This window comes from Xenococcus sp. PCC 7305 (genome assembly GCF_000332055.1).
In the GTDB taxonomy this organism is placed as follows: domain Bacteria; phylum Cyanobacteriota; class Cyanobacteriia; order Cyanobacteriales; family Xenococcaceae; genus Xenococcus.
Map to the genome: position 1 here is coordinate 15,576 of NZ_ALVZ01000173.1, position 21,500 is coordinate 37,075.

Annotated in this window: 14 protein-coding genes; 11 read left to right on the forward strand and 3 right to left on the reverse strand. The window is 36.7% G+C overall.

The window, feature by feature from the left end; all coding sequences use genetic code 11:
- The first annotated feature begins 27 nt into the window (after positions 1–27).
- Entirely contained in the window at positions 28–1,677 is a 1,650-nt protein-coding gene (locus XEN7305_RS12170; protein ID WP_006509730.1) for a hypothetical protein, read from the forward strand.
- Here the strand turns inward: XEN7305_RS12170 and XEN7305_RS12175 are convergent.
- Positions 1,667–2,965 carry a folylpolyglutamate synthase/dihydrofolate synthase family protein gene (locus XEN7305_RS12175; protein ID WP_006509731.1) on the reverse strand — a complete coding sequence of 433 codons (1,299 nt, stop codon included), beginning with the start codon at positions 2,963–2,965 and terminating at the stop codon, positions 1,667–1,669. The two genes, XEN7305_RS12170 and XEN7305_RS12175, sit on opposite strands and share 11 nt — an antisense overlap.
- Before the next feature lie 468 nt (positions 2,966–3,433).
- Between XEN7305_RS12175 and XEN7305_RS28200 the strand changes: the two genes are divergently transcribed.
- The 10 genes from XEN7305_RS28200 (at position 3,434) to XEN7305_RS12225 (ending at position 18,986) form a co-directional block, all read left to right on the forward strand.
- A complete protein-coding gene (locus XEN7305_RS28200; protein WP_144053255.1) occupies positions 3,434–7,810 on the forward strand; it encodes a tetratricopeptide repeat protein in 4,377 nt (1,458 codons plus the stop codon).
- A 204-nt stretch (positions 7,811–8,014) separates the two neighbouring features.
- Positions 8,015–8,842: a bifunctional 2-polyprenyl-6-hydroxyphenol methylase/3-demethylubiquinol 3-O-methyltransferase UbiG gene (locus XEN7305_RS12185; RefSeq protein WP_006509734.1), complete on the forward strand. Its 828-nt coding sequence runs from the start codon at positions 8,015–8,017 to the stop codon at positions 8,840–8,842.
- Positions 8,839–9,579, forward strand: coding sequence for a hypothetical protein (locus XEN7305_RS12190; RefSeq protein ID WP_144053256.1), 741 nt, complete (start codon positions 8,839–8,841; stop codon positions 9,577–9,579). Before XEN7305_RS12185 ends, XEN7305_RS12190 begins: the two co-directional genes overlap by 4 nt.
- A 49-nt stretch (positions 9,580–9,628) precedes the next feature.
- On the forward strand, positions 9,629–10,339 hold the full coding sequence (locus XEN7305_RS12195; protein ID WP_006509736.1) for a sulfotransferase domain-containing protein: 711 nt from the start codon (positions 9,629–9,631) through the stop codon (positions 10,337–10,339).
- 40 nt (positions 10,340–10,379) lie between these two features.
- Positions 10,380–11,885 (forward strand): class I SAM-dependent methyltransferase, encoded by a 1,506-nt coding sequence (locus XEN7305_RS12200; RefSeq protein ID WP_006509737.1) that lies wholly within the window; start codon positions 10,380–10,382, stop codon positions 11,883–11,885.
- An 83-nt stretch (positions 11,886–11,968) separates the two neighbouring features.
- A complete protein-coding gene (locus XEN7305_RS12205; RefSeq protein ID WP_006509738.1) occupies positions 11,969–12,703 on the forward strand; it encodes a sulfotransferase domain-containing protein in 735 nt (244 codons plus the stop codon).
- Positions 12,687–15,047: a glycosyltransferase family 4 protein gene (locus XEN7305_RS12210; protein WP_238568969.1), complete on the forward strand. Its 2,361-nt coding sequence runs from the start codon at positions 12,687–12,689 to the stop codon at positions 15,045–15,047. The genes XEN7305_RS12205 and XEN7305_RS12210 overlap by 17 nt, the downstream gene beginning before the upstream one ends.
- 8 nt (positions 15,048–15,055) lie before the next feature.
- Entirely contained in the window at positions 15,056–15,793 is a 738-nt protein-coding gene (locus XEN7305_RS12215) for a hypothetical protein (RefSeq protein ID WP_006509740.1), read from the forward strand.
- Positions 15,780–17,702 (forward strand): glycosyltransferase, encoded by a 1,923-nt coding sequence (locus XEN7305_RS12220; protein ID WP_006509741.1) that lies wholly within the window; start codon positions 15,780–15,782, stop codon positions 17,700–17,702. Before XEN7305_RS12215 ends, XEN7305_RS12220 begins: the two co-directional genes overlap by 14 nt.
- Positions 17,703–17,840: 138 nt before the next feature.
- A complete protein-coding gene (locus tag XEN7305_RS12225) occupies positions 17,841–18,986 on the forward strand; it encodes a transposase (protein WP_255325040.1) in 1,146 nt (381 codons plus the stop codon).
- 57 nt (positions 18,987–19,043) lie between these two features.
- On the opposite strand, the gene XEN7305_RS26635 is transcribed toward XEN7305_RS12225, so the two are convergent.
- Both XEN7305_RS26635 and XEN7305_RS12235 read right to left on the reverse strand, forming a co-directional pair.
- Entirely contained in the window at positions 19,044–21,236 is a 2,193-nt protein-coding gene (locus tag XEN7305_RS26635) for a PQQ-dependent sugar dehydrogenase (protein ID WP_006509743.1), read from the reverse strand.
- Positions 21,237–21,305: 69 nt separating this feature from the next.
- On the reverse strand, positions 21,306–21,500 hold a 195-nt coding region (locus tag XEN7305_RS12235; protein WP_006509744.1), incomplete at its 5' end, for a transposase.

Below are 21,500 nucleotides of genomic sequence, written 5' to 3' on the forward strand. Positions count from 1 at the left end.
GTAAAGGAATATTTTTGTTCAAAAATCATGAAACGCTTGCAGACTTTCATTGTTATTCTATTTGTAACTATTGCCTTCAGTGTGTTTTTTGCAATGTCCAATAATAGAGCAATAGCTACTGCGCCATTCTTTAAGGGCATGGGAACTCATCATCATGCTATTAGCACTAAATCACCTCAAGCACAGCGTTATTTTGACCAGGGTTTAGTTTTGGCCTATGGGTTCAACCATGCAGAAGCTGCTCGTTCTTTTCGCGAAGCAATAAAACTCGATCGCGATTGTGCTATGTGCAATTGGGGATTAGCCTATGTCTTGGGGCCTAATATCAATGCCAAGATGGATGATGAGGCCGTGCCAGAAGCCTATGGGGCAATTCAACGAGCGCTCAAGCTTGCCGAAAAAAGCAACCCGTCCGAACAATCATATATCAATGCCCTGGCGACCCGTTATGTGGCGCAACCATTAGAAGATCGGAGTGCTTTAGATCTCGCCTATGCCGAAGCGATGGCCAAAGTTGCGCAACAATATCCCGATGACTTGGATGCTGCTACTCTCTATGCCGAAGCCTTAATGGATACCATGCCTTGGGACTATTGGACAGAGGAAAAAACACCCAAAGCAGCAACTCAAAAAGTTCTCGATACTTTAGACTCTGTTCTCCAAAAAGATGCGAACCATCCTGGGGCCAATCATCTTTATATTCATGCAGTAGAAGCCGTGCGACCAGAACAAGCTATTGCTGCTGCCGATCGCTTAGGTGGTTTAGTGCCAGGTTCGGGGCATTTGGTACATATGCCTTCGCATATTTATATTCGCGTGGGACGGTATCGCGATGCTGTGGTAACTAATCAAAATGCGATCGCAGTAGACGATGAATATATCACTCAATGCCATGCCCAAGGGGTTTATCCTTTGGCTTATATGCCGCACAATCGTCATTTTCTCTGGTTTGCTGCGACTTTAGAAGGCAACAGAAAAATAGCGGATGAAGCAGGTAAGACTCTGGCTGCGGGGATTGATCCTGAGATGATGCGCGAACCAGGTCTGGGGACTCTACAACATTTTTACTCTATTCCCTTATTTACCATGACTCGATTTGGGGAATGGGATGAAATTCTTCAAGCACCTCAACCGGCAGTAGATCTAAAATATCCCACGGGATTATGGCATTATGCTCGGGGTTTGGCTTACACGCGTCAGGACAAATTTTCTAAGGCAGAAGCAGAGCTTCAAGCGTTAACTTTGTTGGCTAATGACCCAGAATTAGAAGAAGTAACTATTTGGGATATTAATACTACTCAAAATATTTTACAAGTTGCAGCAAAGGTCTTGACTGGAGAAATCGCAGCTCAACAAGGAGAATCTGCTCAGGCGATCGCGAGTTTGCGTCAAGCAGTTGTTCTAGAAGATGCCTTGAACTACGATGAACCTGCCGATTGGGCAACTCCTGCCCGGCAATATCTGGGTGCAGCTTTATTGGAAGCTAAAGAGTTTGCCGCAGCAGAACAAGCATATCGCGAAGATTTAGCTATTTATCCCGACAATGGTTGGTCATTATTTGGCTTAAGGCAAAGTCTCCAAGCTCAAGGAAAGGATGCAGCTGCGCAAAAGACACAACAGCAGTTTGAAGCTGTATGGCAATATGCTGATGTTCAATTAACTGCGTCTAGATTTTAGTTTTTGTATTATTAGCGAAGAAATAACCTATTAAATACAAAGAACCGCAAAAAACAACTAGCTTTTCTGAATTTGCAGATTGAGCCCAAATATTATCTAAGGCTACAAATAACTCATCATAGATTTTGCATTGACTCAGTTGAGGGCAAACTTGCTGAGCAATCACTGCTAAATCTTTTGGGTCAGCACTACTATGGCCTGGCACAGTCACTAAATGTAATTGATCATGGGGACGCAATAAAGCTTGAAAAACATCTTGATGATCTTTAGTTGATAACATGCCCATGATAAAGGTTACAGGCTTATTCAGAGTATCTAAATAATGACGCAGTGCGATCGCCGCAGCCGTGTTATGAGCCCCATCAATTAAAAGAGGGCGATCGCGATAACTAGTCCATTGCAATCTTCCTGGCCATTGAGTTTTGGCCATGCCTTCGGAGATCCCAGTTTCCGCAATAGCCCAGCCTTTTTGTTGTAATATTTTGCAAGAGGCGATCGCGATCGCTGAATTGTGCAACTGAATATCACCGAGTAAGGGCAAAGGATAGACCACATCCTCATATTTAGCCCATCTTCCTGCTGGTTTCCCAATCTCCCCAGTTTCGCCACTCTCTAATTCGACTGCTGGTTCAATCCAAACTGTTGGACAATTTAGCTCGGCAATCTTTTGCTGAACCACGACAATCGCTTCTGGGGGCAATTTACCAATTACCGCAGGACAATTTGCTTTCAAGACTCCTGCTTTTTCTCCGGTAATATCTGGGATAGTTGGCCCCAGACGTTGCCAATGTTCTCGACTGATAGAGGTGATAATACTTAGTAATGGGCGATCGCAAACATTAGTCGCATCCAGTCTGCCTCCTAAACCCACTTCCATAACAGCAAGATCGACCTGGGATTGGGCAAAATAAAGCCAAGCTGCTGCGGTAAAAACTTCAAACTGAGTTGGCCTATCCTCTAACGAATTTGCTTTGGCAATCACTTGCTGCAAAACATCTAGTAACACAGACTGCTTAATCGGTTGTTCGTTCAAAGATATTCTTTCGCTCCAGGAGACTAAATGAGGAGAAGTATAACGCCCGACTCGATAACCTGTTGCAGTCAAAATTGCTGAGAGGTAGGCACAAACCGAACCTTTGCCATTAGTTCCTGCCACATGAATTATCGGTACTTTATCTTGGGGATTATCTAACTCTACTAATAGTTGTTTAATTCTTGCTAAACCTAAATTAACTCCGAAACGTTTAAAGGGTTGTAGTAAAGAATCAATACTGGAATATTCAGTCATGGGAAATAGTTAGAAATCGTCGGCCTATAGCAATTTTTGATACTGGATTTATTTATTCTACTCTTACCTACGTAACTAAGCAGAATCAATTAAGAGTTTTCAGTATATTTACGTAGGTATAATTGTCAATATATCAAGAATAATAAGAGTATATACTTATTTTTTAAGTGTAAATATTTAGGTGATTATATTGTTGTTGTTTATGAAAATTTCAAATATAAAGAACAAGTTAGGAAATGAAGAAAGACTCAGATAATTACTTACAGTATTAATGATGATCTTGTATCTAAATGTCCCAAAGTAAGCAAGCTCGCACTATTTTTTTAGGTGAGCTGCCATAAAAATCTAAACTAGATTGTATACTTGCCCCGGTTAAATATCATTCGAGACCCTCAACAAAATAAGATAGTAAGATCCTTAAGTCAGACTTCTGTTTTAGATGTTCATGCAGACCAAAATTTATCCCCAATGAAACAAGCTGAAATTATTGATAATCAAGTTGCGACTCAAGAGGTAAGTTCTGCAAGAATTTATCTTGAACAAGCATTAGTCTACAGGAAAGAATCTCAATGGCCAGAAGCAATCCGAGCGTGTGAAGCGGCTTTAAAGCTAAATCCAGAATTGGCAGAAGCCTATAAGGTTTTGGGAGATGCCAATCAAAGTCTGGGGGAATTTTCCAAAGCGATTGGTTATTATGGAAAAGCGATCGCCCTCAAGCCGGATTTTCCTGAAGCCTATGCCAATCTTGGCAGTCTCTACGCCCAACAGTCAAAATGGCAGCAGGCTCTCGATTATTATCAAAAAGCCTTAGAAATTAAACCAGATTTGGCTGGTGTCTACAACCATATTGCTAAGGTCAGAAAACATTTGAATCCTCAAGCAAACCAAGTCAATGCTGCGGCTATTTATCTAGAGCAAGCTTTAGCCTATAAAGAAGAGTCTCAATGGTCAGAAGTGATCCGAGCTTGCGAAACAGCATTAGGGCTTGATCCGAAACTAGCAAAAGCCTATAAGGTTTTGGGGGATGCTAATCAAAGTCTAGGCAAATTCTCGGCAGCTATTGGCTATTATGGTCAAGCGATCACCATTAAGCCAGATTTTCCCGAAGCCTATGCCAATCTGGGGACTCTCTACGCTCAACAAAAACAATGGCAACAAGCTCTCGACTATTACCAAAAAGCCTTAGAACTCAAACCGGATTTAGCTGGGGTCTATAAACATGTCGCTCGGGTCTGGCAAAATTTGGGACAACCAGAAAAAGCTCAAAGTATCTTAGCTCAAGCGCAAAAATTAGAGTCCCAATCCCAGACTCAAACTTCGCCCAAAGATTTGTTTCATTTAGGAGAGCAAGCTTGTCAGCAAGGCAATCTTGAACAGGCTCTCAAATATTATCAACAGGCAGTGCAACTAGCGCCCAACTTCAGTCAAGCTTATCAAAGACTCGCCGCAATTACAGAGAAAATGGGTCTTTGGCAAGAATCTACTATTTATTATCGGCAACTACTTCAGTTAAAGGATTCTGTCGGTATTTCGTCTCTGCCCCCAGCGAGAAAGCAATTATCCCTCAAGCAGCAAATAGCGCAAAATTACGGAAAAAAAGGCGAAGGATCGGCATTTAATGCGGGACGAAGCCCAACGGAGTCGACTCTTGCTGCAGATTCTGCTGATTATCAAGTCAGTCAGGGTAATTTATTTGCGCAAAAACAACAATGGCGCGAAGCAATTCTCCATTATCAAAAAGCCATTGAACTTAATCCCAAACTAGTTGCTGCTTATCGTAATTTAGCTCGGATTTTAACCCAAATTGGCAAAATCGAGCAGGCAACTAGCTACTGGTTGAAGGCAGTGGAGCTAGATGCTCAAGGTCTTCAGGCAGGGGAATATTTACAGCTAGCAAACAATCTTGTAACTCAGGGAAAAACATCCCAAGCTGTTACTTGCTATCGCAGAGCAATTCAATTGCAGCCTACTTTGATCGACGCTTATCTTAATCTAGGACAAGTTTTGACAACAGCAGGAGAATTACCCAAAGCATTACAATGCTATCAAGAGGCAATTAAGTATAATCCGCAAAATCACCAACTATATTTCAACTTGGGATTATGTTTTACCCAACAAAAAAATTGGGAACAAGCAGTTCAATGCTATCAGCAAGCATTACAGATTAAATCAGACTATTGGGAAGCGCTGCATAATCTAGGCGGGGTTTTGGGGAATTTGCAACTATGGTCGGAAGCCATTACAGTCTATCGTCGTGCGATTAAGTTAAAACCCGATGTCGCTTGGTCCTATAATGACCTGGGTTTGATTTTGCTTCAAGTCAATAGACCGGAAGAAGCGATCGCCGTTTTCCGCAAAGCCGTTTCCTTAAAACCTGATTTTGCCGCAGCACATTTGCGACTGGGTGATGCCCTTGCAACAGTGAGCAAATGGTCCGATGCGATCTCTGCTTATCAGGCTTCAGGTCAGATCCAAGCTGATCTCCCGAATTTATCAAGTAAATTAGGTAATGTCTTTTTTCAGCAAAGTGAAGAATATCGGCAGACTGCCCTGAGGCATTTCATGCAAGCAATTGAGCAAGATCCAGATAATACCAACAATTACCATCAAGCTTTAGCCATCGACAAAAATAACATAGAACTCTATTTAAGATTGGGCAATAGGTTAATCGAACAAAAAAATCTCGATGAGGCGATCGTTGCTTATCAAATGGCCGTGCAGCTGCAACCAAAAAATGTCGAAGCGACGATCCGCTTAACCAATGCCTTAATGGAAAAACATCCGGAGACTGATGTAAAAAAGTTAGTGGAGCGATTGATTAGCCTACCCACATCAACGCTCCAACAGCAAGAAGATAATGCCCATAGTTTAGATATTAGCGCCAATATAACTCTTCCCTACAGTGATCATCCTGTTGTGTCGATTATTATTCCTGTCTATAATAAGCTCGACTATACAATCCAATGTCTATCTTCCTTAGCCAATCAAATTCCCCAGGATATCCAAGTGGAAGTGATTGTGATCAACGATTGTTCCACCGATTGTACTCAGGAGATTTTAGAACAAGTAGCAGGTCTAAAACTAATCAATAATTCGCAAAACTTAGGCTTTATTCATTCCTGTAATAAAGGTGCAGAAATAGCTCAAGGCGAATATCTCTATTTTCTCAATAACGACACTCAGATTCGTCCCCAGGCAATTGAAAGCTTAGTCGAAGTTTTCCAAGGTGATCAAACAGTAGGCGTAGTCGGTTCTAAGTTAATTTACCCTGATGGCTCGCTACAAGAGGCAGGTGGCGTTATTTGGCAAGATGCTTCGGGCTGGAATTATGGCAGAAACGAAAATCCTTTTGACTCCAAATATAATTATCTGCGAGAGGTTGATTATTGTTCGGGAGCAAGCCTCATGGTCAAGCAATCCACCTTTAACACCTTAGGGGGTTTTGCCACGGAGTTCGCCCCAGCATATTACGAAGATACTGATTTATGTTTTGCGATTCGCCATCAATTAGGCTTAAAAGTCATTTATCAGCCGAAGTCGGAGGTTATTCACTATGAGGGTATTAGTTCAGGAACTTCCACCGCTAGCGGAGTGAAGCAGTATCAAGTCGTTAATGCCCAAAAATTTCAGCAAAAATGGCGTCATTTTTTAAGTACTAGTCAATATTTACCAAATCAAGGCAGCGAAGGTTTGCCAAGAGCGGCTAGGAAATATCAGGGCCAAAAAACAATCTTAGTTATAGATACTTACATGCCTTGCTATGACAAGGAGTCTGGCTCTCAAAGACTATTTCATCTGTTAAAGATCTTTAGACAGCTAGACTATCATGTAATTTTTGCAGCAGACAATGGCGTCAAGGACGAACCCTATAACGAAGAATTACAAAATCTGCAAATAGAAACTTTATATACTCAAGATGGTTTCGGAAACACTCCTGAGTCCCAGATTACCGAGAGATTACCTTTAATTGATCTAGCTTGGATTTGCCGTCCTGATCTCAATGAAAAATATTTACCTCTAATTCGCTCTCAGCCAAATATAAAGGTTGTCTATGACACTATCGATCTTCACTATCTGAGAATGAAGCGTGCTTGGGAACTATCTACCACGAAAAATCCCCAAGAAACTACTGAATGGGTAAATATGCAAAAGCGAGAATTGAAAATAGCTCGCAAGGCAGATTTGACTATTACTGTGACGGAGGTCGAAAAATCAATTCTACAGCAACAAGGGATTAACTCTGTCGAGGTGGTGCCAAATGTTCACGTACCTCGCACTAGTCAGGATACTGAGCGAGATACTAGTTTTGCTGCAAGAAAAGATATTCTGTTCATCGGTAGTTATAATCATCCACCGAATGTTGATGCAGTTCTTTGGTTATGTCGTGAGATTATGCCTTTGGTTTGGGAGCAGTTGCCATCGGTCAAAGTCACTTTACTCGGTAGTAATCCCACTGCTCAAGTTCAAAGTCTAGCTAGCGATCGCGTGGCTGTTACCGGTTACATTCGGGATGTGAGTGACTATTTCTTGAGCCATCGCATTTTTGTTTCTCCTCTAAGATACGGTGCCGGGATGAAAGGCAAAATCGGACAGAGTTTGGAGTATAGTCTGCCAATCATCTCTACTGCTGTAGGTATTGAAGGGATGCATTTAACAACCGAAAAAAATCTGTTGGAAGCGAATGATACCGTAACATTTGCTCAAGCTATTTTACGACTTTATCAAACAGAAGAGCTATGGTCATATTTAGCCAGTAATTCCCAAGAAGCAATTAGTATTTTTACCCCAGAAACTATTAAGCATAATTTACATTTCTTACTAGAAAAGTTAAACAATCATGATTAAAAAGTATAACAAGAATATGAAATATAAAGAACAAGTTAGAGAATCTCAAGAGTATCAAATGATTACATACGCTGTATACAAACAATCCCCATTAACTTACGTTTTTCAATATTATTAAAAATGTTTTTGGAGAAAAACGACATAATTTCGAAGTGGCCGGAGTAGAATTTTTATTGCAGAAACAACCATCTTAATCTAAGAAAAATGCTGACTATAGACAAAAAAAATCTTGAATACCTAAGTAAAAAAATTGCCATTGAAATTTTTAATGATTATTTTAATCGAATTCCTCCGAATAATTGGCAAAGAAAATACTTGGAGGTTCACAGAAAAAGAATAATTCATACCCTAACCATAATACCCATAGCTAACAGTGATGGATTGCAGGTTTTAGATGCAGGCACTGGGGGATTCATGCTGGAGTGGCTAACTGATTATCTAAAATATGATAAGTCCTTTGGCACGATTTTTAATGATGAAAGTGTTGAATTTAAGCAAATGAGCTTTAAGTACTTGAATCAAGGGAGAAAGTACGACACTTATCATATGAATATGGAGAAACATTCTCTTCCTTGTGAATCAGAAAAATTTTCCCTAATTGTTTTTTGTGAAGTATTAGAACATTTTCAAATTGACCCAATGTTTTTTCTGATTGAAGCTAATCGGGTTTTAAAGTCGGATGGATTATTGTTGCTAACTACCCCTAATTCTGCTGGTCAGATTGCTCTTCAATATATCTTAAATGGCCAACCGCCTTACAACTATTATGCCTACAATAAGTTCGGTCAAAATGATGGTCACAGGTTTGAATATACACCAAGTATAGTAAGTATTGCACTAGAATCAGCAGGATTTGAAATCATAGAATTAACAACTCAATATGATGCCAAAGAAAAAGACGAAGAGCTAGAAAAATTTTTAGCTAGTGGCAACTATAACACTGAACTAAGAGGTGATCGTATTTCTGTGCTGGCGAAAAAAGTATCCGTTCCCAGAGACAGATATCCTCATCCTTTGTACAGAAGAAGTTGACAGAAAATATTTTGGTTTCTTTGTTAGTTTATCGTAAATATAAATCGATTATGGCTATAATTTGTGACGAATTAAAAATGATATACCTTTTGGCTCCTGGTACTGGCTCCTCAGCTTTATCTAAATTTCTCATTGATACTTTTGGGGGAAAAGCTGTTCCAGAAAGTGAGGTAGATGTATTTTCTCAAGATGGTCAGTTTTTATTAAGAGGAAAACATTGTACCTACAAGGAACTCTTAAAAAATAATATGTTAAATAAAGAACAATCTCAGTATTTAGTAGTGACAGGGGTGAGAAATCCCTTTGAATATCTATATGCCGAATGGTATAGATCAAGGCATAGAACTAGTAGGAATTTAGGTAATAAATCATCATGGATATACAACGTAAAAAACTCTGAAAGAAAAATTAATGACATTATTGATACTTTAACTATGGATTTTTCCGAATGGATAGAAAAAAGATATAAAGATCTTTATGGAGAGAAGAAGAGAGCATTTCTTCATTCTGAGTATATTCATCAATCACAAGCTTACATCAGAAAAGAAGAAATGAATCAAGATCTAGAGAAAATCATAGCAGAGAACTGTGGCAAACAGATGACAATTAAAGTCCCAAAAGTCAATGTTTCTCGTGATAGAGATGCATCATACTGGAGGCATTATTCTGCGGAAGCAAGAGAGATTATTGAATACATTTACCAACCATATCTTCGTAAGTTTAGTTATTATTTCTAATCTTGTGTTTGTTTCTTGACTTTTTTTATCAAATAAACTAAAGCATAAAATGCTAACAACAAATGACAACAACTATTCCAAATATATAATAGTCTCCCACGCTCGTTCTGGTTCAAATTTACTACTAACATCTCTCAACTCTCATCCTAATATTATTGCTGAGCATGAGATATTTGCGGCTCATAATAGAAAAATTGGGGAAAATTTTTATCCTATTCTCAATCATTTATTTAGAGAAAGAGCGGAGAATATCAAAGCTGTAGGTTGCAAAATATTTTATTACCATTTAAATGAGGATGAATGGCAAGAATTAGCTAGTATACCAGAATTAAAGATTGTCCATCTTCAAAGAAAAAATCGTCTTAGCATGATTGTTTCTATGAAAATAGCCTTTAAAACCAAGCAATGGGGGATAACGGATGAATCCCAAATAATAGATGCATCTCAAAAAAAAGTTCATCTTAATCACGAATTTCTTAATAAGTCTTTTGAAGATATAGAATCCTGGGAGAATAACATAAAAATGATTTTTCCTCAATCTCAAATCCAAGATATTTTTTATGAAGATTTGGTTGAAAAGTATGATCAATCCTTATATAAAGTATTTGATTTTTTGGATGTAGAGCAAATTCCTCAAAAAGAAATAGATACCAAGCACAAAAAACAAAATCCAGAACCTCTAAACGAATTAATACAAAACTATCAAGAACTGAAAAATCAGTTTCAAAATACAGCTTGGGAACAATACTTTAACTGTTAAGTCTTTTTAGTATTTTTTTACGAATAGGATCATATAAGTAATGTATATCAACGAAAATTTACCTGGTCAAATAACTAAAAAAGAGCTTGTTTGTATTGCTGAACTGGCTCAAGCTCTTCCTAAAAATAGTACTCTTATTGAGTTAGGTTCTTTGTTTGGCAAAAGCTCCGTACATTGGGCAAAAAATGCCGATGATTCTGTAACAATTTATTGTGTAGATCCCTGGAAAAGAGAAAAATGGATTCAACGACTAGAAAAAAAATTTAACACCAGTTTTTCGATAGAAACTTTTTGGGAAAATATTGCTGATTCTAGTAATGTAATTGCGCTACAAGCTTATAGCCCTCAAGATTTTACCGACTGGAATGTTCCCGTCGATCTTTATTTTGATGATAGTGTTCACACTAATCCTATTTTTAAAGAAAATCTCTATTTTTGGTTAGAGAGAATGAAGCCAGGAAGCATCATGTGTGGTCATGATTACTCACCAGATTTTCCAGATATAGTTCAAGAGGTTAATCAGCTAGCAGATAAACTTTCTGTTGAACTAGAAGTTATTGATAAGATATGGATTATTCGCCTACCTCAAGATTATAATTCCCCAATTTATCTTGAATCACTTAAAGAATTACCTAGACCAGATTTTGCAATTGAAGCTCATCCTACTGAAATAGATTCTATTCCTAGTATGATGAAATCAGATGAACTGTCTTTGCTTTATAGTCTTGCCAAAAATTATTTTTCTGATAAGGGTGAAATCATAGATCTTGGACCTTTTTTGGGATCATCAACTGCTTGTTTCACGGAAGGAATACTTGCAAATCAACAGAAAATTCGAAAATCATATAAGAGAATTTATAGTTATGATTTATTCCATTATGAAAAATATGCTGGTTTTGATTGGTTGTTGAATCCTAAAAATTTACCAACGGGTTCATTTTTTATGAACTATCTTAGCAATATTAAAAAGTATACAAATTTAGGTTTAGTTCACATTACTCCAGGAGACTTATGTCAATATAGTTGGAACTCTAACCCTATTGAAATTCTCTTTATTGATGCTTCTAAAAGTTTGAGATTAAATGATTATATTGCACAGCAGTTCTTTCCATTTCTGTTCCCAGGATCAATCGTAGTTCAGCAAGATTATTACTTCTACGGCTGCCCCTGGCTGTATTTATCAATGGAATTGTTGAAGCCTTGGATAAGTTATGTTGGTGCGGCTCCTGGAGCTACTGCTTACTTTATTGTTAATAAAAAAATACCTAAGATCCTGACAAGGAATCCACTTTTTAAAATGATTAATCAATCTAGGGCTCTTTATTATTTTAAACAATTATTAAATGAAAATAATAATTATTCTTATAAAGAGCAAATCTTGTTGCTTAAGCTTTGTCAATATTTATTTGATACCAACAACCAAATATTAGTTGATGAAATAAAAAACCTGTTATCAGCTCCTGATAAGGTTTTACCATCTAATTCTTGGGCAGAAGTTTATCAGTGGAATTATCGAAAACTATTTAAGGTTAGTTCTAACATATAGAAAGCCAATGTAGTTATTTGACTAAAGACAAGTATTTTTCCCCTCTAGTTAATACTAAAAAAATAATAAATTTTAAATTCATCATGAAAAAAAAACATAAAATCTTGGTAGGAACACACCACAAATCAGGATCTGCCTGGATGAAAAGTATTTTTCAATCATTATCTGAAGAATTTAAGTTACGTTGCATAACAACTAGCTTCAAAAAAAAACGGCCTAAAAATGACCGTTGGGAAATTTTACTAGATTATCATAGTCAATTTGATTTCCCTTATTGTAATAATTTTGTGTACAAGGGAGTTCATTTAGTAAGAGACCCTAGGGATATAATAATATCTGGTACTTTTTATCATAGTAAATCTAAAGAAAAGTGGCTCCATAAAAAACATGAACGATATGCTGGTTTGACATACCAGGAAAAGATTAATTCCTATGAATTATTTGACGACAAAATAATATTTGAAATGGAAAACTCAGCCATAAAAACCCTCAGTAGAGTTGCCAGTTGGAAATATGATAATCCTAGTTTTTTTGAAGTTAAATATGAAGATCTAATTATGGATACTGAATTGATGTTATTTCATAAAATGTTTACTTTTTTGGGGTTTGCAGGAGGGCAAATTCCTAATTGCCTTGATGTCGCGTATAAAAATAGTATTTTCTCTAATATGATCAAAAAAAGCACTCATGTTAGGTCTGGAAAATCCCAGCAATGGCAATCATATTTTAAGAAGTGCCATAAAAAAAGATTTTTGGAATTGTATGGCAATTTATTGATTGACTTAGGTTATGAACCCAATCATGACTGGGCCAATTGAAGAAAATGACCCTTATTGTAATTATTTGACTCTGATGAAAGGTAAAAATATTTTAGTACTTTCCCCAACTCCTTCTCATCCTCAGGATGCAGGTAATAGGAAAAGAATATTCGCTCTCACAAAATCCCTTCAGGAACTTGGTGCTACTATTTATTTTGTTTATTGCCCTCGGGAATGGGATCATGAAATACCTAAAGATTCTTACGATGGAATGAATCAATGTTGGGATTACTTTTTTGTGGCCTATCCAGTACAATCAGCAGTCTATAGAACCGATGATGAGTATTTCGAACTCGATGCATGGTGGGATGTGGGAATTGAGTACACGGTTAATTGGATTAAGTTAGCTGCGAAGATGGACATAGTTCTTTGTAACTACATATTTTACAGCAAAGTTTTAGAATTATTTGATGACAGCGTCACGAAGGTTATTGATACCCACGATATTATTAGCAATCGCAATTATCTTCTAGATAGAAAGTTAGGCTATCGCGATTTTTTTTACGTCTCTCCCGAATCTGAGAAAGCAGCTCTAGACCGCGCTCATCTTGTTTTATCAATTAAGGAGGATGAATCTAATTGGTTTAAATGTCTATCTCAAACCCCTGTCCTAACTATAGGCCATTTAGAGCCTGAACTATCTGAAATTACCAATAGAGAGATTGATTACAATAATATTAAACTAGGATTTATTGGTAGTGCGAATCCGATTAATGTCAGAAATTTGGAATCTTTTCTCGATCAATACTTAACTATTTGTGGCGATCGCAAATCAACTTTTATTGTTGGAGGTAAGGTGTGTGACGCTTTGGATGGCCGTTTTCAAGATCAAGTTCAAATATTAGGAAAAGTCAAAGATGTTTCTGAGTTTTACGATTTAGTTGATATTGTGGTGTTGCCATTTGAGTTCAGTACAGGACTCAAAATTAAAACAGTAGAGGCCCTATCTTGGTTTAAACCTTGCATTGGTACTATTAATGCTTTTGAAGGTTTGGGGAGTAATTGTCAATATCATAGTTTTAAAACTATTAATGAATTGGCTCTAGGAGTTGAAGAGATTACGCTTCAAGATACTCAACATACAATTGCTGAGCTACAAAAAGATAGCAAATCAGTATTTTTAAATTACGCTAATAGTGTCAAAGAAGCGATCAAAAAGCTATATCAGTCTGATTGGAAATTAATCAAAAATCTTCAATACAATTTAACTCTTGAAGAATCTCCCGACGCAGATGACAAAAGAGCAATAGGCAAGAAAAAATATAATTTTAATATTATTACTAATGTTAATTTTTGGAATGCCCAAACCAATGAAGAATTATGGATAGCATTTTGGATAAATAGTGCTAAACAGCTTGGAGAGCTACAGGTATATCGATCTAGACATTTTGAGAATGTAGAAACAGATAAATTAAAACTCTACCATCAGGGATTGGTTGATAATGTTCATCACAGAGAATTCTATCAGATTATAGATTTATTTAAAATAAAACCTGATGAAAATCAGATATTTATTCACTTATTAGACTTTAGCTCAATTGTTGTTGACGATGACTGTATAGGAAAATTAAAAAATTTAAAATTAGGAAATAATAACTTTTTATCATACTTTTTTAATCGCTCAAGTATTGATAATAATGAAACAATTAAAAAAAATGTCTGTCATATGATCAAAGAAGAAGAAAATATTGACGACCGTTTTTATCTTTGGGATTTGCCGAGTAGTTCGATACTAAAAGATAACTTGGCAAAACAAAATAAGAAAAATATTTTATTAACAAAAAATCCGATAATCTTGAAGAATACAGAATACACCTCAAAAGATTTAGAACAAATAGTGATTGGGGTTTCTTGCCTCGACAAAAGCAATCAAGCAGAATTAAACAAACTAATCCACTGTTGCCAATATTTTCTTCCTCAACATTTTGAATTAGTAATTATTTCTGATTTGAACTTGTCAATAAATTCCTCTATTCCTCAGCACTCGGCTAATAAGGCAATAGACAAAATGTCCACATTTGATTTGTTTATCTGTATCGAAGAAACAAAATCGATATCTTTTTTAATTTATCTTTGTATCTGTAACCGTATTCCCATTTACACTAAAAATGATAAATTTATTCAAGACGGTGCAATAAAACTTATCAAAAATTTTACTTTTATTCCCACAGCTTACCAGTCATTTCTCGAACAATCTATTGTTAAACAAGAAGACAAGGCAAACTCAGTATGGCATTATTCTCAGGAGCGATTTCTAGAATATTGGTTACCTAAAACTGAAGATAGTTATACAATTACGGAAAAAAATATTCAGGAATTTGCTCATAATATATCCTATAGATAGAGGGAAATATGGATTTTTTACCAGACTCAGAAATTGTTAATCTTAAATATCAACTAGCACAACAAATAAAGGCTAGTATCCATCGTGCCGCTTCTAGTAAAAACTCTAATACCCCGTTTCTAGAAAGCTGTATTGATACCTTAGTTGATGAAATAGCTGAATTAAAGATTGAGCTATCAAAACTATCTTTAAACTTATCTAACATTCAGAATCAAAAAAATAATCACTCACCATCTTATTCTAAGATCCAGGATAGCTCTCCTCTTGAGTCTACTAATAATGACAGTAAATTAATAGAGTTTCCTATTCAATTAAACTCTGAATATCTACAAAATGTGGATAATTTCTACTATCCTGAAACATCAGGAGATGATAGCAGTTATATTTGGATGGGCCCAGAGAATAAAGCATCTATTGAATTGCCAGTAAAGATGGTGCGTCCAATTAAACTTATCCTAAAAGACGTTAAATTTATTACAGATGCTACAAAAGAAAGCCTTAAAATATTTATCGATGGAGATCCATTGGAATTAAACTTAGTAGAACAAGAAGATGGCTATACAATCACAGCTATTTGGTTTCCCTTAGGGAATCGGATGAAAAACAAATTTACTGTCGATATCTGTGTGAAAGAAAGTGTTGGGGTCCAGGATATATATCCAGAAACTAGTGATACTAGAAAATTATGTCTAGCTTTGAGAGAAATTGAAATTCAAGATAATTATGTAGAGCATGTCAATACCTAAATCACTATTAAAAATTGCTATATTTGTTCCTTCTACTGCCATTGGCGGCGCTGAACATTACATCAGAAGTATCTTACCCTTAGTCAAAGAAATTGGCTTTAGTCCGACTTTAGTAGTGCCCGATATTCCACAAATTATTAATTTTTTTTCTGGGCTCGAAGCTGATTTATTAATATCTGATATTGCTTGGCAGGGTGATGCAGAAGATTTAACAATAGGGGAAACTTATCTCAATAAGTTATCTCAGCAATACAGAGCAGCAAGTAAGATTTTGGAATCACTTAAACCTGATTGTATATTTATTAATTTACCTTGGTTAGATTTTGGTTTAGGACTATCTCTTGCCTCTTATATACTAAATATTCCCTGTACTAATTTAGTTCATCTTTGTCCTTGGAAGGTTGAATTAAACGATCTGACTAAAAAAATATTCCAAAGCTTAGCAGTAGGCAACTCTAAATTTTTTACAGTTTCTTACGATAATAAGATTCAGCTCTCTTTATCTACTGGAATTAACTTAAATCAAATAAAAGTATTTTACAATTCACGAGACATAGTCAGTGAATATACTTCATTAACATCAAAACAGTATAAACTTCGCCGCTTAGAATTACTTGATGAATTAGAACTTCCACTTAATTCTTCTATTTCTCTTTCAGTAGGAAGATTTTCTCATCAAAAAAACTTTTTAGATATAATAACTTCTTTTTCTTTAGTTCAGAATAAATTACCAAATTATTATCATCTTTTTTTGGGCGAAGGAGAATTAAAGGATTATTATCAAAAAATAGCTCTAGATTTAGGCTTATCTAATAAATTAAAGTTTTTAGGCTATCGGAAAGATGTTGCTAGATTTTTGGCACTGAGTGATATATTTATTTCGACGAGTCTCTATGAAGGACTAGCCTTAAGTATTTTGGAGGCAGCTCAGTTCTCATGCCCAATAATAGCAACTAATTCATCCTCTGCTCAAGAAATTATACCCTCATCAGAATATGGCTTACTATATAATCCAGGCCAATATCATTTACTTGTGGAGCACATTGAATATGCTCATTTTAATCCCAATAAAATGAAAAGTAAGGCTACAAAATTGAGAAGTTTTTGTCAAGAAAAGTTTTCCATGGCAAAATTTAAAATTAATTTGGAAAATATTTTGAGAGAATCACTAAATAGAAGAAATGAGATAGATAACTCCTCTCGAAGCGTGCCGGTTTTTTATGATCAAGAAAGTAATATTCTGAACGTCAAGAACGATTTTAATGTTACTGATTATAACTATCAAGGCTTACCAAAAGAAATCACCAGAACATCTCACAAAGCTAATTTGTCCTTTAGTAATTATACTCAACAAGTACTAGAAAAAGAATATCATAAATACTTGCATTGCCTATATAAAATATCCAAAAAATTTCTTTCTTATAAAATAATATTATGCATTAATTCTTTCAATACCAACTTTTTTCGCAACTATTATTTGAAAGAACCTTACTTATTATTGGTGTTTTCTTCAGATCACCTCCATAGAATAACATTAAGCTTTCATTGTATAGATCATACTTATTGGGGACAAGATATAGAGCCAGACTGTTTTGCCAAATTTACTACATTTGAGCGGGTTTTAAATTTTGAAGAATTAGCGAGTATTAACTCAAATAAAACAGATTGTAATCATTTTTATACATCCAAGCACTTGCTTGAATCCTATCTAGAATTATCTAAAAATGATATCTTGAGTAACCTGAGTATTAACTTAAAGCTAATAAGTTATTTCTTTGACCCTATTGAGTGCTACTTACTAGAAAAAGACTCGCTGTCAGAAAAAATAGACATGAAATTGGTACCTTGTTTAAAAGGTATTGATGGATTAAATCCTGAGTTGTCTTCACAATGGTTCGGACATTTTTAAGAAGAGAGGAAAAAAGCTATCTATTGGATTAAGGTAAAAGTGTTAAAAGATTACCATGCAATGGATAGCGTTAAAGCAATTATACAAAGCCTACTAGCTTGCTGTGAGAATTTGAGACAACCTCAACAAAAATTTTTGGTGACTTTGTTTTCAACACTGTTTCTCACCTGCGGCAAAGCAAATTTCACGAATCTAAGTCGATATAGTCATATTTCGGAGCGAACTTATCGAAGACAATATCAACGCTCCTTCAACTTCATCAAGTTCAACCAACAACTAATTAACAGAGCAATTAAACCAGAGTCAGAAATAATCTTAGCAGTCGATTGTTCTTTCATTCCCAAAAGTGGCCATCAGACCTATGGTATGGATTACTTCTACAATGGTAGTGTTTCCAAGGCGGAGAAGGGACTAGAAATTTCAGCTATGGCAGTAGTAGATGTCCATCGGAAAATTGCTTACAGTCTTAGTGTTCAGCAAACACCTGCCAAGAGCCCATCTTCAGACCCCAGCCAACAACCTGAAACAACAAGAATCAATTACTATCTAACTCAACTTGAGGCAACTGTTCCTTACTTACCGTCTTCTCTGGGTTATGTAGTTACAGATGGCTTTTACAGTAAACTCAAGTGGGTCAATGGAGTTACCGATTTAAAGTTAGAGGCAATTAGCAAGTTACGTCGAGATGCCAATCTTCGTTATCTCTACCAAGGTGAATATTCAGGAAGGGGTAGACCGCGCAAGTACGCGGGCAAGGTTGACTTAACTGATTACAGTAATTTCGAGCTGTTTACTCAAATATCTGATGCTCTAACTCTCTATACTGCTGTAGTTTGGTCTGTAAGTCTAAAACGTCCGATTCGGATTTGTTATCTGCTGAATAATTCTGGTTCTGACTGTAGCTATGCAGTTCTCTACTGCACTGACGTGAAGCTCAACCCTTACTCGATCTATCTTTACTATAAGGCTCGTTTCCAAATAGAATTTATCTTCCGTGACAGTAAGCAATTTACTGGATTAGCTGATTGTCAGGCTCGTGACTTGACTAAACTTGACTTTCATTTTAATAGTTCTTTGGCGGCTCTAAATCTAGCTAAATGGGATGCTGTGAGACAAGACAATGGTGAGCGTGATTTTGTCTTTTCCATGGCAAGCTACAAACGACGTGCACTCAATTATCATTTGCTTGAACGATTTATTGACAAGTTAGATCTTGACCCTACTTTAATTAAATCCCATCCAAATTACTCAAACCTTTGTGATTACGGGGCTATTGCTGCTTAATTTTGTCCGAACCATTGCTTCAAAATTAGTAGAAAAGTTATGATTCATTAATTTGTTCTATATAAAATCACGATTGATATTCAAAGAATCAGGATTGATACCATTCAAAACCATAATTTGACGACCGAGACTGTCAAGAACAGTTGTTCCTGTCCTGCTTCCATTCTGAGTAATAGTAATCTGGTCAAGGGAAATGTTATCTGGGATTCCTAGTCGATCTACTCCCAGTTCAAAATCGCTAATCAAGTTTCTACCTTCAATAGATTTAATGATAAATTGGTCTTCACCATCGCCCCCAAATAATCTATTATTACCTTGAGCAGCAATTAGAGTATCATTGCCTGCACCTCCTTTAAGTGTGTCATTGCCGGTGCCTCCGTCTAATAGATCATCATCTTGCTCGCCAAAAAGCTTATCATCTCCAGCTCCTCCCCTTAGAGTATCTTCATCGGTTCCGCCTAATAATACATCTTTCCATGAACCCCCAAATAATGAGTCGCGACCAGAATTTCCTCTGAGGACGTCACTACCTTTTCCTCCTCTTAAAGTGTCGTCATTTTCTAACCCAAACAAACGATCATTTCCTTGTTTGCCGGACAGCCAATCATTGCCGAATCCTCCAGTAAGGCGATCTAGCCCTTCCCCACCTATAATAGTATCATCACCGTCTAAGCTGCTAATAACATCGTCATCATTAGTTCCAATTATCAAGTCATCGCTTTCGGTTGGAGATTCAGCTACAGGAGAGTTAATAACCCAGCGACCAATTTGCCCAGAAATTAAACTGGAATAATAAAGATGAGAATCAGGCCCAATTGAAAGTTGACTAACCCATCTTTGATCGCTAAAACTGAGCGCGGAATCTATATTTCCCTGGGCGTCAAAAGTCAGAGCATCGACCCCATTCTCGCCATAAAAATCTGCGAAGAAAAGTGCTTTTTGATAAATTTCAGGATAAGCATTCCCAAAATAAAAATCCCCCAATGTAAGAGATCTACCTCCATCATCATGACTGATACTATAGATAGGTGCGTCTACAGTAGATTCATTATCGGCATATAGCTCTTGAAAATCTGGAACTTCAGCTAAAGTGGTAGTTCTTAAACTTACTCCATTGCCTCCTTCATAAAGAGGCCAACCAAAATTATTACCTTTACCAGTATTTATTTCTTCCCAATTTGTCCAGCCCACATCGCCAATGAAAGGCTCCCCAGTTTCTGGATGAATTGTATAGCGCCAAGGATTTCGTAGACCATAACTATAGACCTTAGACTCGATGCTAGTCGAGTCCCCATTATAGAAAGGATTATCAGAATATCCATTACCTGTTAAGGGGTCGATACGGAAGAGTTTACCAAATGGATTGTCAATACTCTGAAGTGTTTCTGCCTGTTCTGGGGTGGGAGAAGTACTAACCTGTGTGCCATCTCCATGGGAGAAAAACAGTTCCCCTTCATTACCAAATCTAATAGCTCCAGCAGCATGGAAGTTTTGGACGGGGGGAGTTTCGAGGAGGACAAGTTCACTATTAGGTAAAGCAGTTCTATAGTCGGAATTGGCATCAGCAGTATATCTGACTAGTCTAGTTACTCGGCCCACTCCTTCTCGGTCTGGATTAACACCTGGAGGATCATAGGAAAAAGCTAAATAAACATAAGGTTGTTCAGGAAAATTGGGATGAACGGCTAGTCCTAGAAGACCACGCTGTCCTCCTGTATTAACTTCATCTGAGATATCGATAAACGGTTCTTGCAAAAGGCTGTCGCTATCAAATACTCGTATAATTCCATTAAGCTGGGCGACGAACATTGTTCCATCTGGACTCCAGTCAAAAGCCGTTGGACCTGATAGCCGAAGTCTTTCACCTTGTTCTTTTAACCCAGAAACAAGAATCTCTTGGTCAATAATAAAGGGGATTTCGTCATCCTCTTCAATGATTAGCTTGGCAGTATTTTGTAATCCTAAATCAATTCCTACAGGGTTATTGAGAGTGATTGTTAAAGCCTCATTCAACTCAGGTAAAGCATCATCGAGAAGTGGAATATTAAAAGTCTTAGTGCTTTGGCCGGGGTCAAAAGTGAGAGTTCCTGAAACAGCTGTATAGTCTAAGCCAGCTCTTGCATAATCATCATTTGTCCCATAGTCTACTGAGACTGTTGTATTAAGATTCCCAGTTCTAGTGATACCTGAGTTCGACAAGATGAAACCAAGACCATACGCGATCGCTAAAAAATAAATTGCGCTCAGCAAAGCTTGGCGCTTTGTGCGTCATGAGATTTAAAATGGATTAGGCTCTATCTTCTAGCTGCTGAATCAGGGTTAAAAAACAGTAGGAGGGAGAGCCGATAAAGCTTTGGGCTCTAGATCAAGAGAAGGTTTCTGCGGGAAATAAGAGTAAGCTACTAATCCAGCCAGAAGATTCACCAGAAAATTCCAGATACTCCTGTGTCTTGAATGCTCTATTTGAGAAATATTTTTGAGTTGGTCATTGACTGTTTCAATTAAAGCTCTCTT

Coding starts and splice junctions, on each gene's coding strand:
- XEN7305_RS28200 (WP_144053255.1), top strand. CDS start 3,434: ATGAAACAAGCTGAAATTATTGATAATCAAGTTGCGACTCAAGAGGTA.
- XEN7305_RS12170 (WP_006509730.1), top strand. CDS start 28: ATGAAACGCTTGCAGACTTTCATTGTTATTCTATTTGTAACTATTGCC.
- XEN7305_RS12220 (WP_006509741.1), top strand. CDS start 15,780: ATGTCAATACCTAAATCACTATTAAAAATTGCTATATTTGTTCCTTCT.
- XEN7305_RS12205 (WP_006509738.1), top strand. CDS start 11,969: ATGAAAAAAAAACATAAAATCTTGGTAGGAACACACCACAAATCAGGA.
- XEN7305_RS12210 (WP_238568969.1), top strand. CDS start 12,687: ATGACTGGGCCAATTGAAGAAAATGACCCTTATTGTAATTATTTGACT.
- XEN7305_RS12195 (WP_006509736.1), top strand. CDS start 9,629: ATGCTAACAACAAATGACAACAACTATTCCAAATATATAATAGTCTCC.
- XEN7305_RS12175 (WP_006509731.1), bottom strand. CDS start 2,965: ATGACTGAATATTCCAGTATTGATTCTTTACTACAACCCTTTAAACGT.
- XEN7305_RS12215 (WP_006509740.1), top strand. CDS start 15,056: ATGGATTTTTTACCAGACTCAGAAATTGTTAATCTTAAATATCAACTA.
- XEN7305_RS12185 (WP_006509734.1), top strand. CDS start 8,015: ATGCTGACTATAGACAAAAAAAATCTTGAATACCTAAGTAAAAAAATT.
- XEN7305_RS12200 (WP_006509737.1), top strand. CDS start 10,380: ATGTATATCAACGAAAATTTACCTGGTCAAATAACTAAAAAAGAGCTT.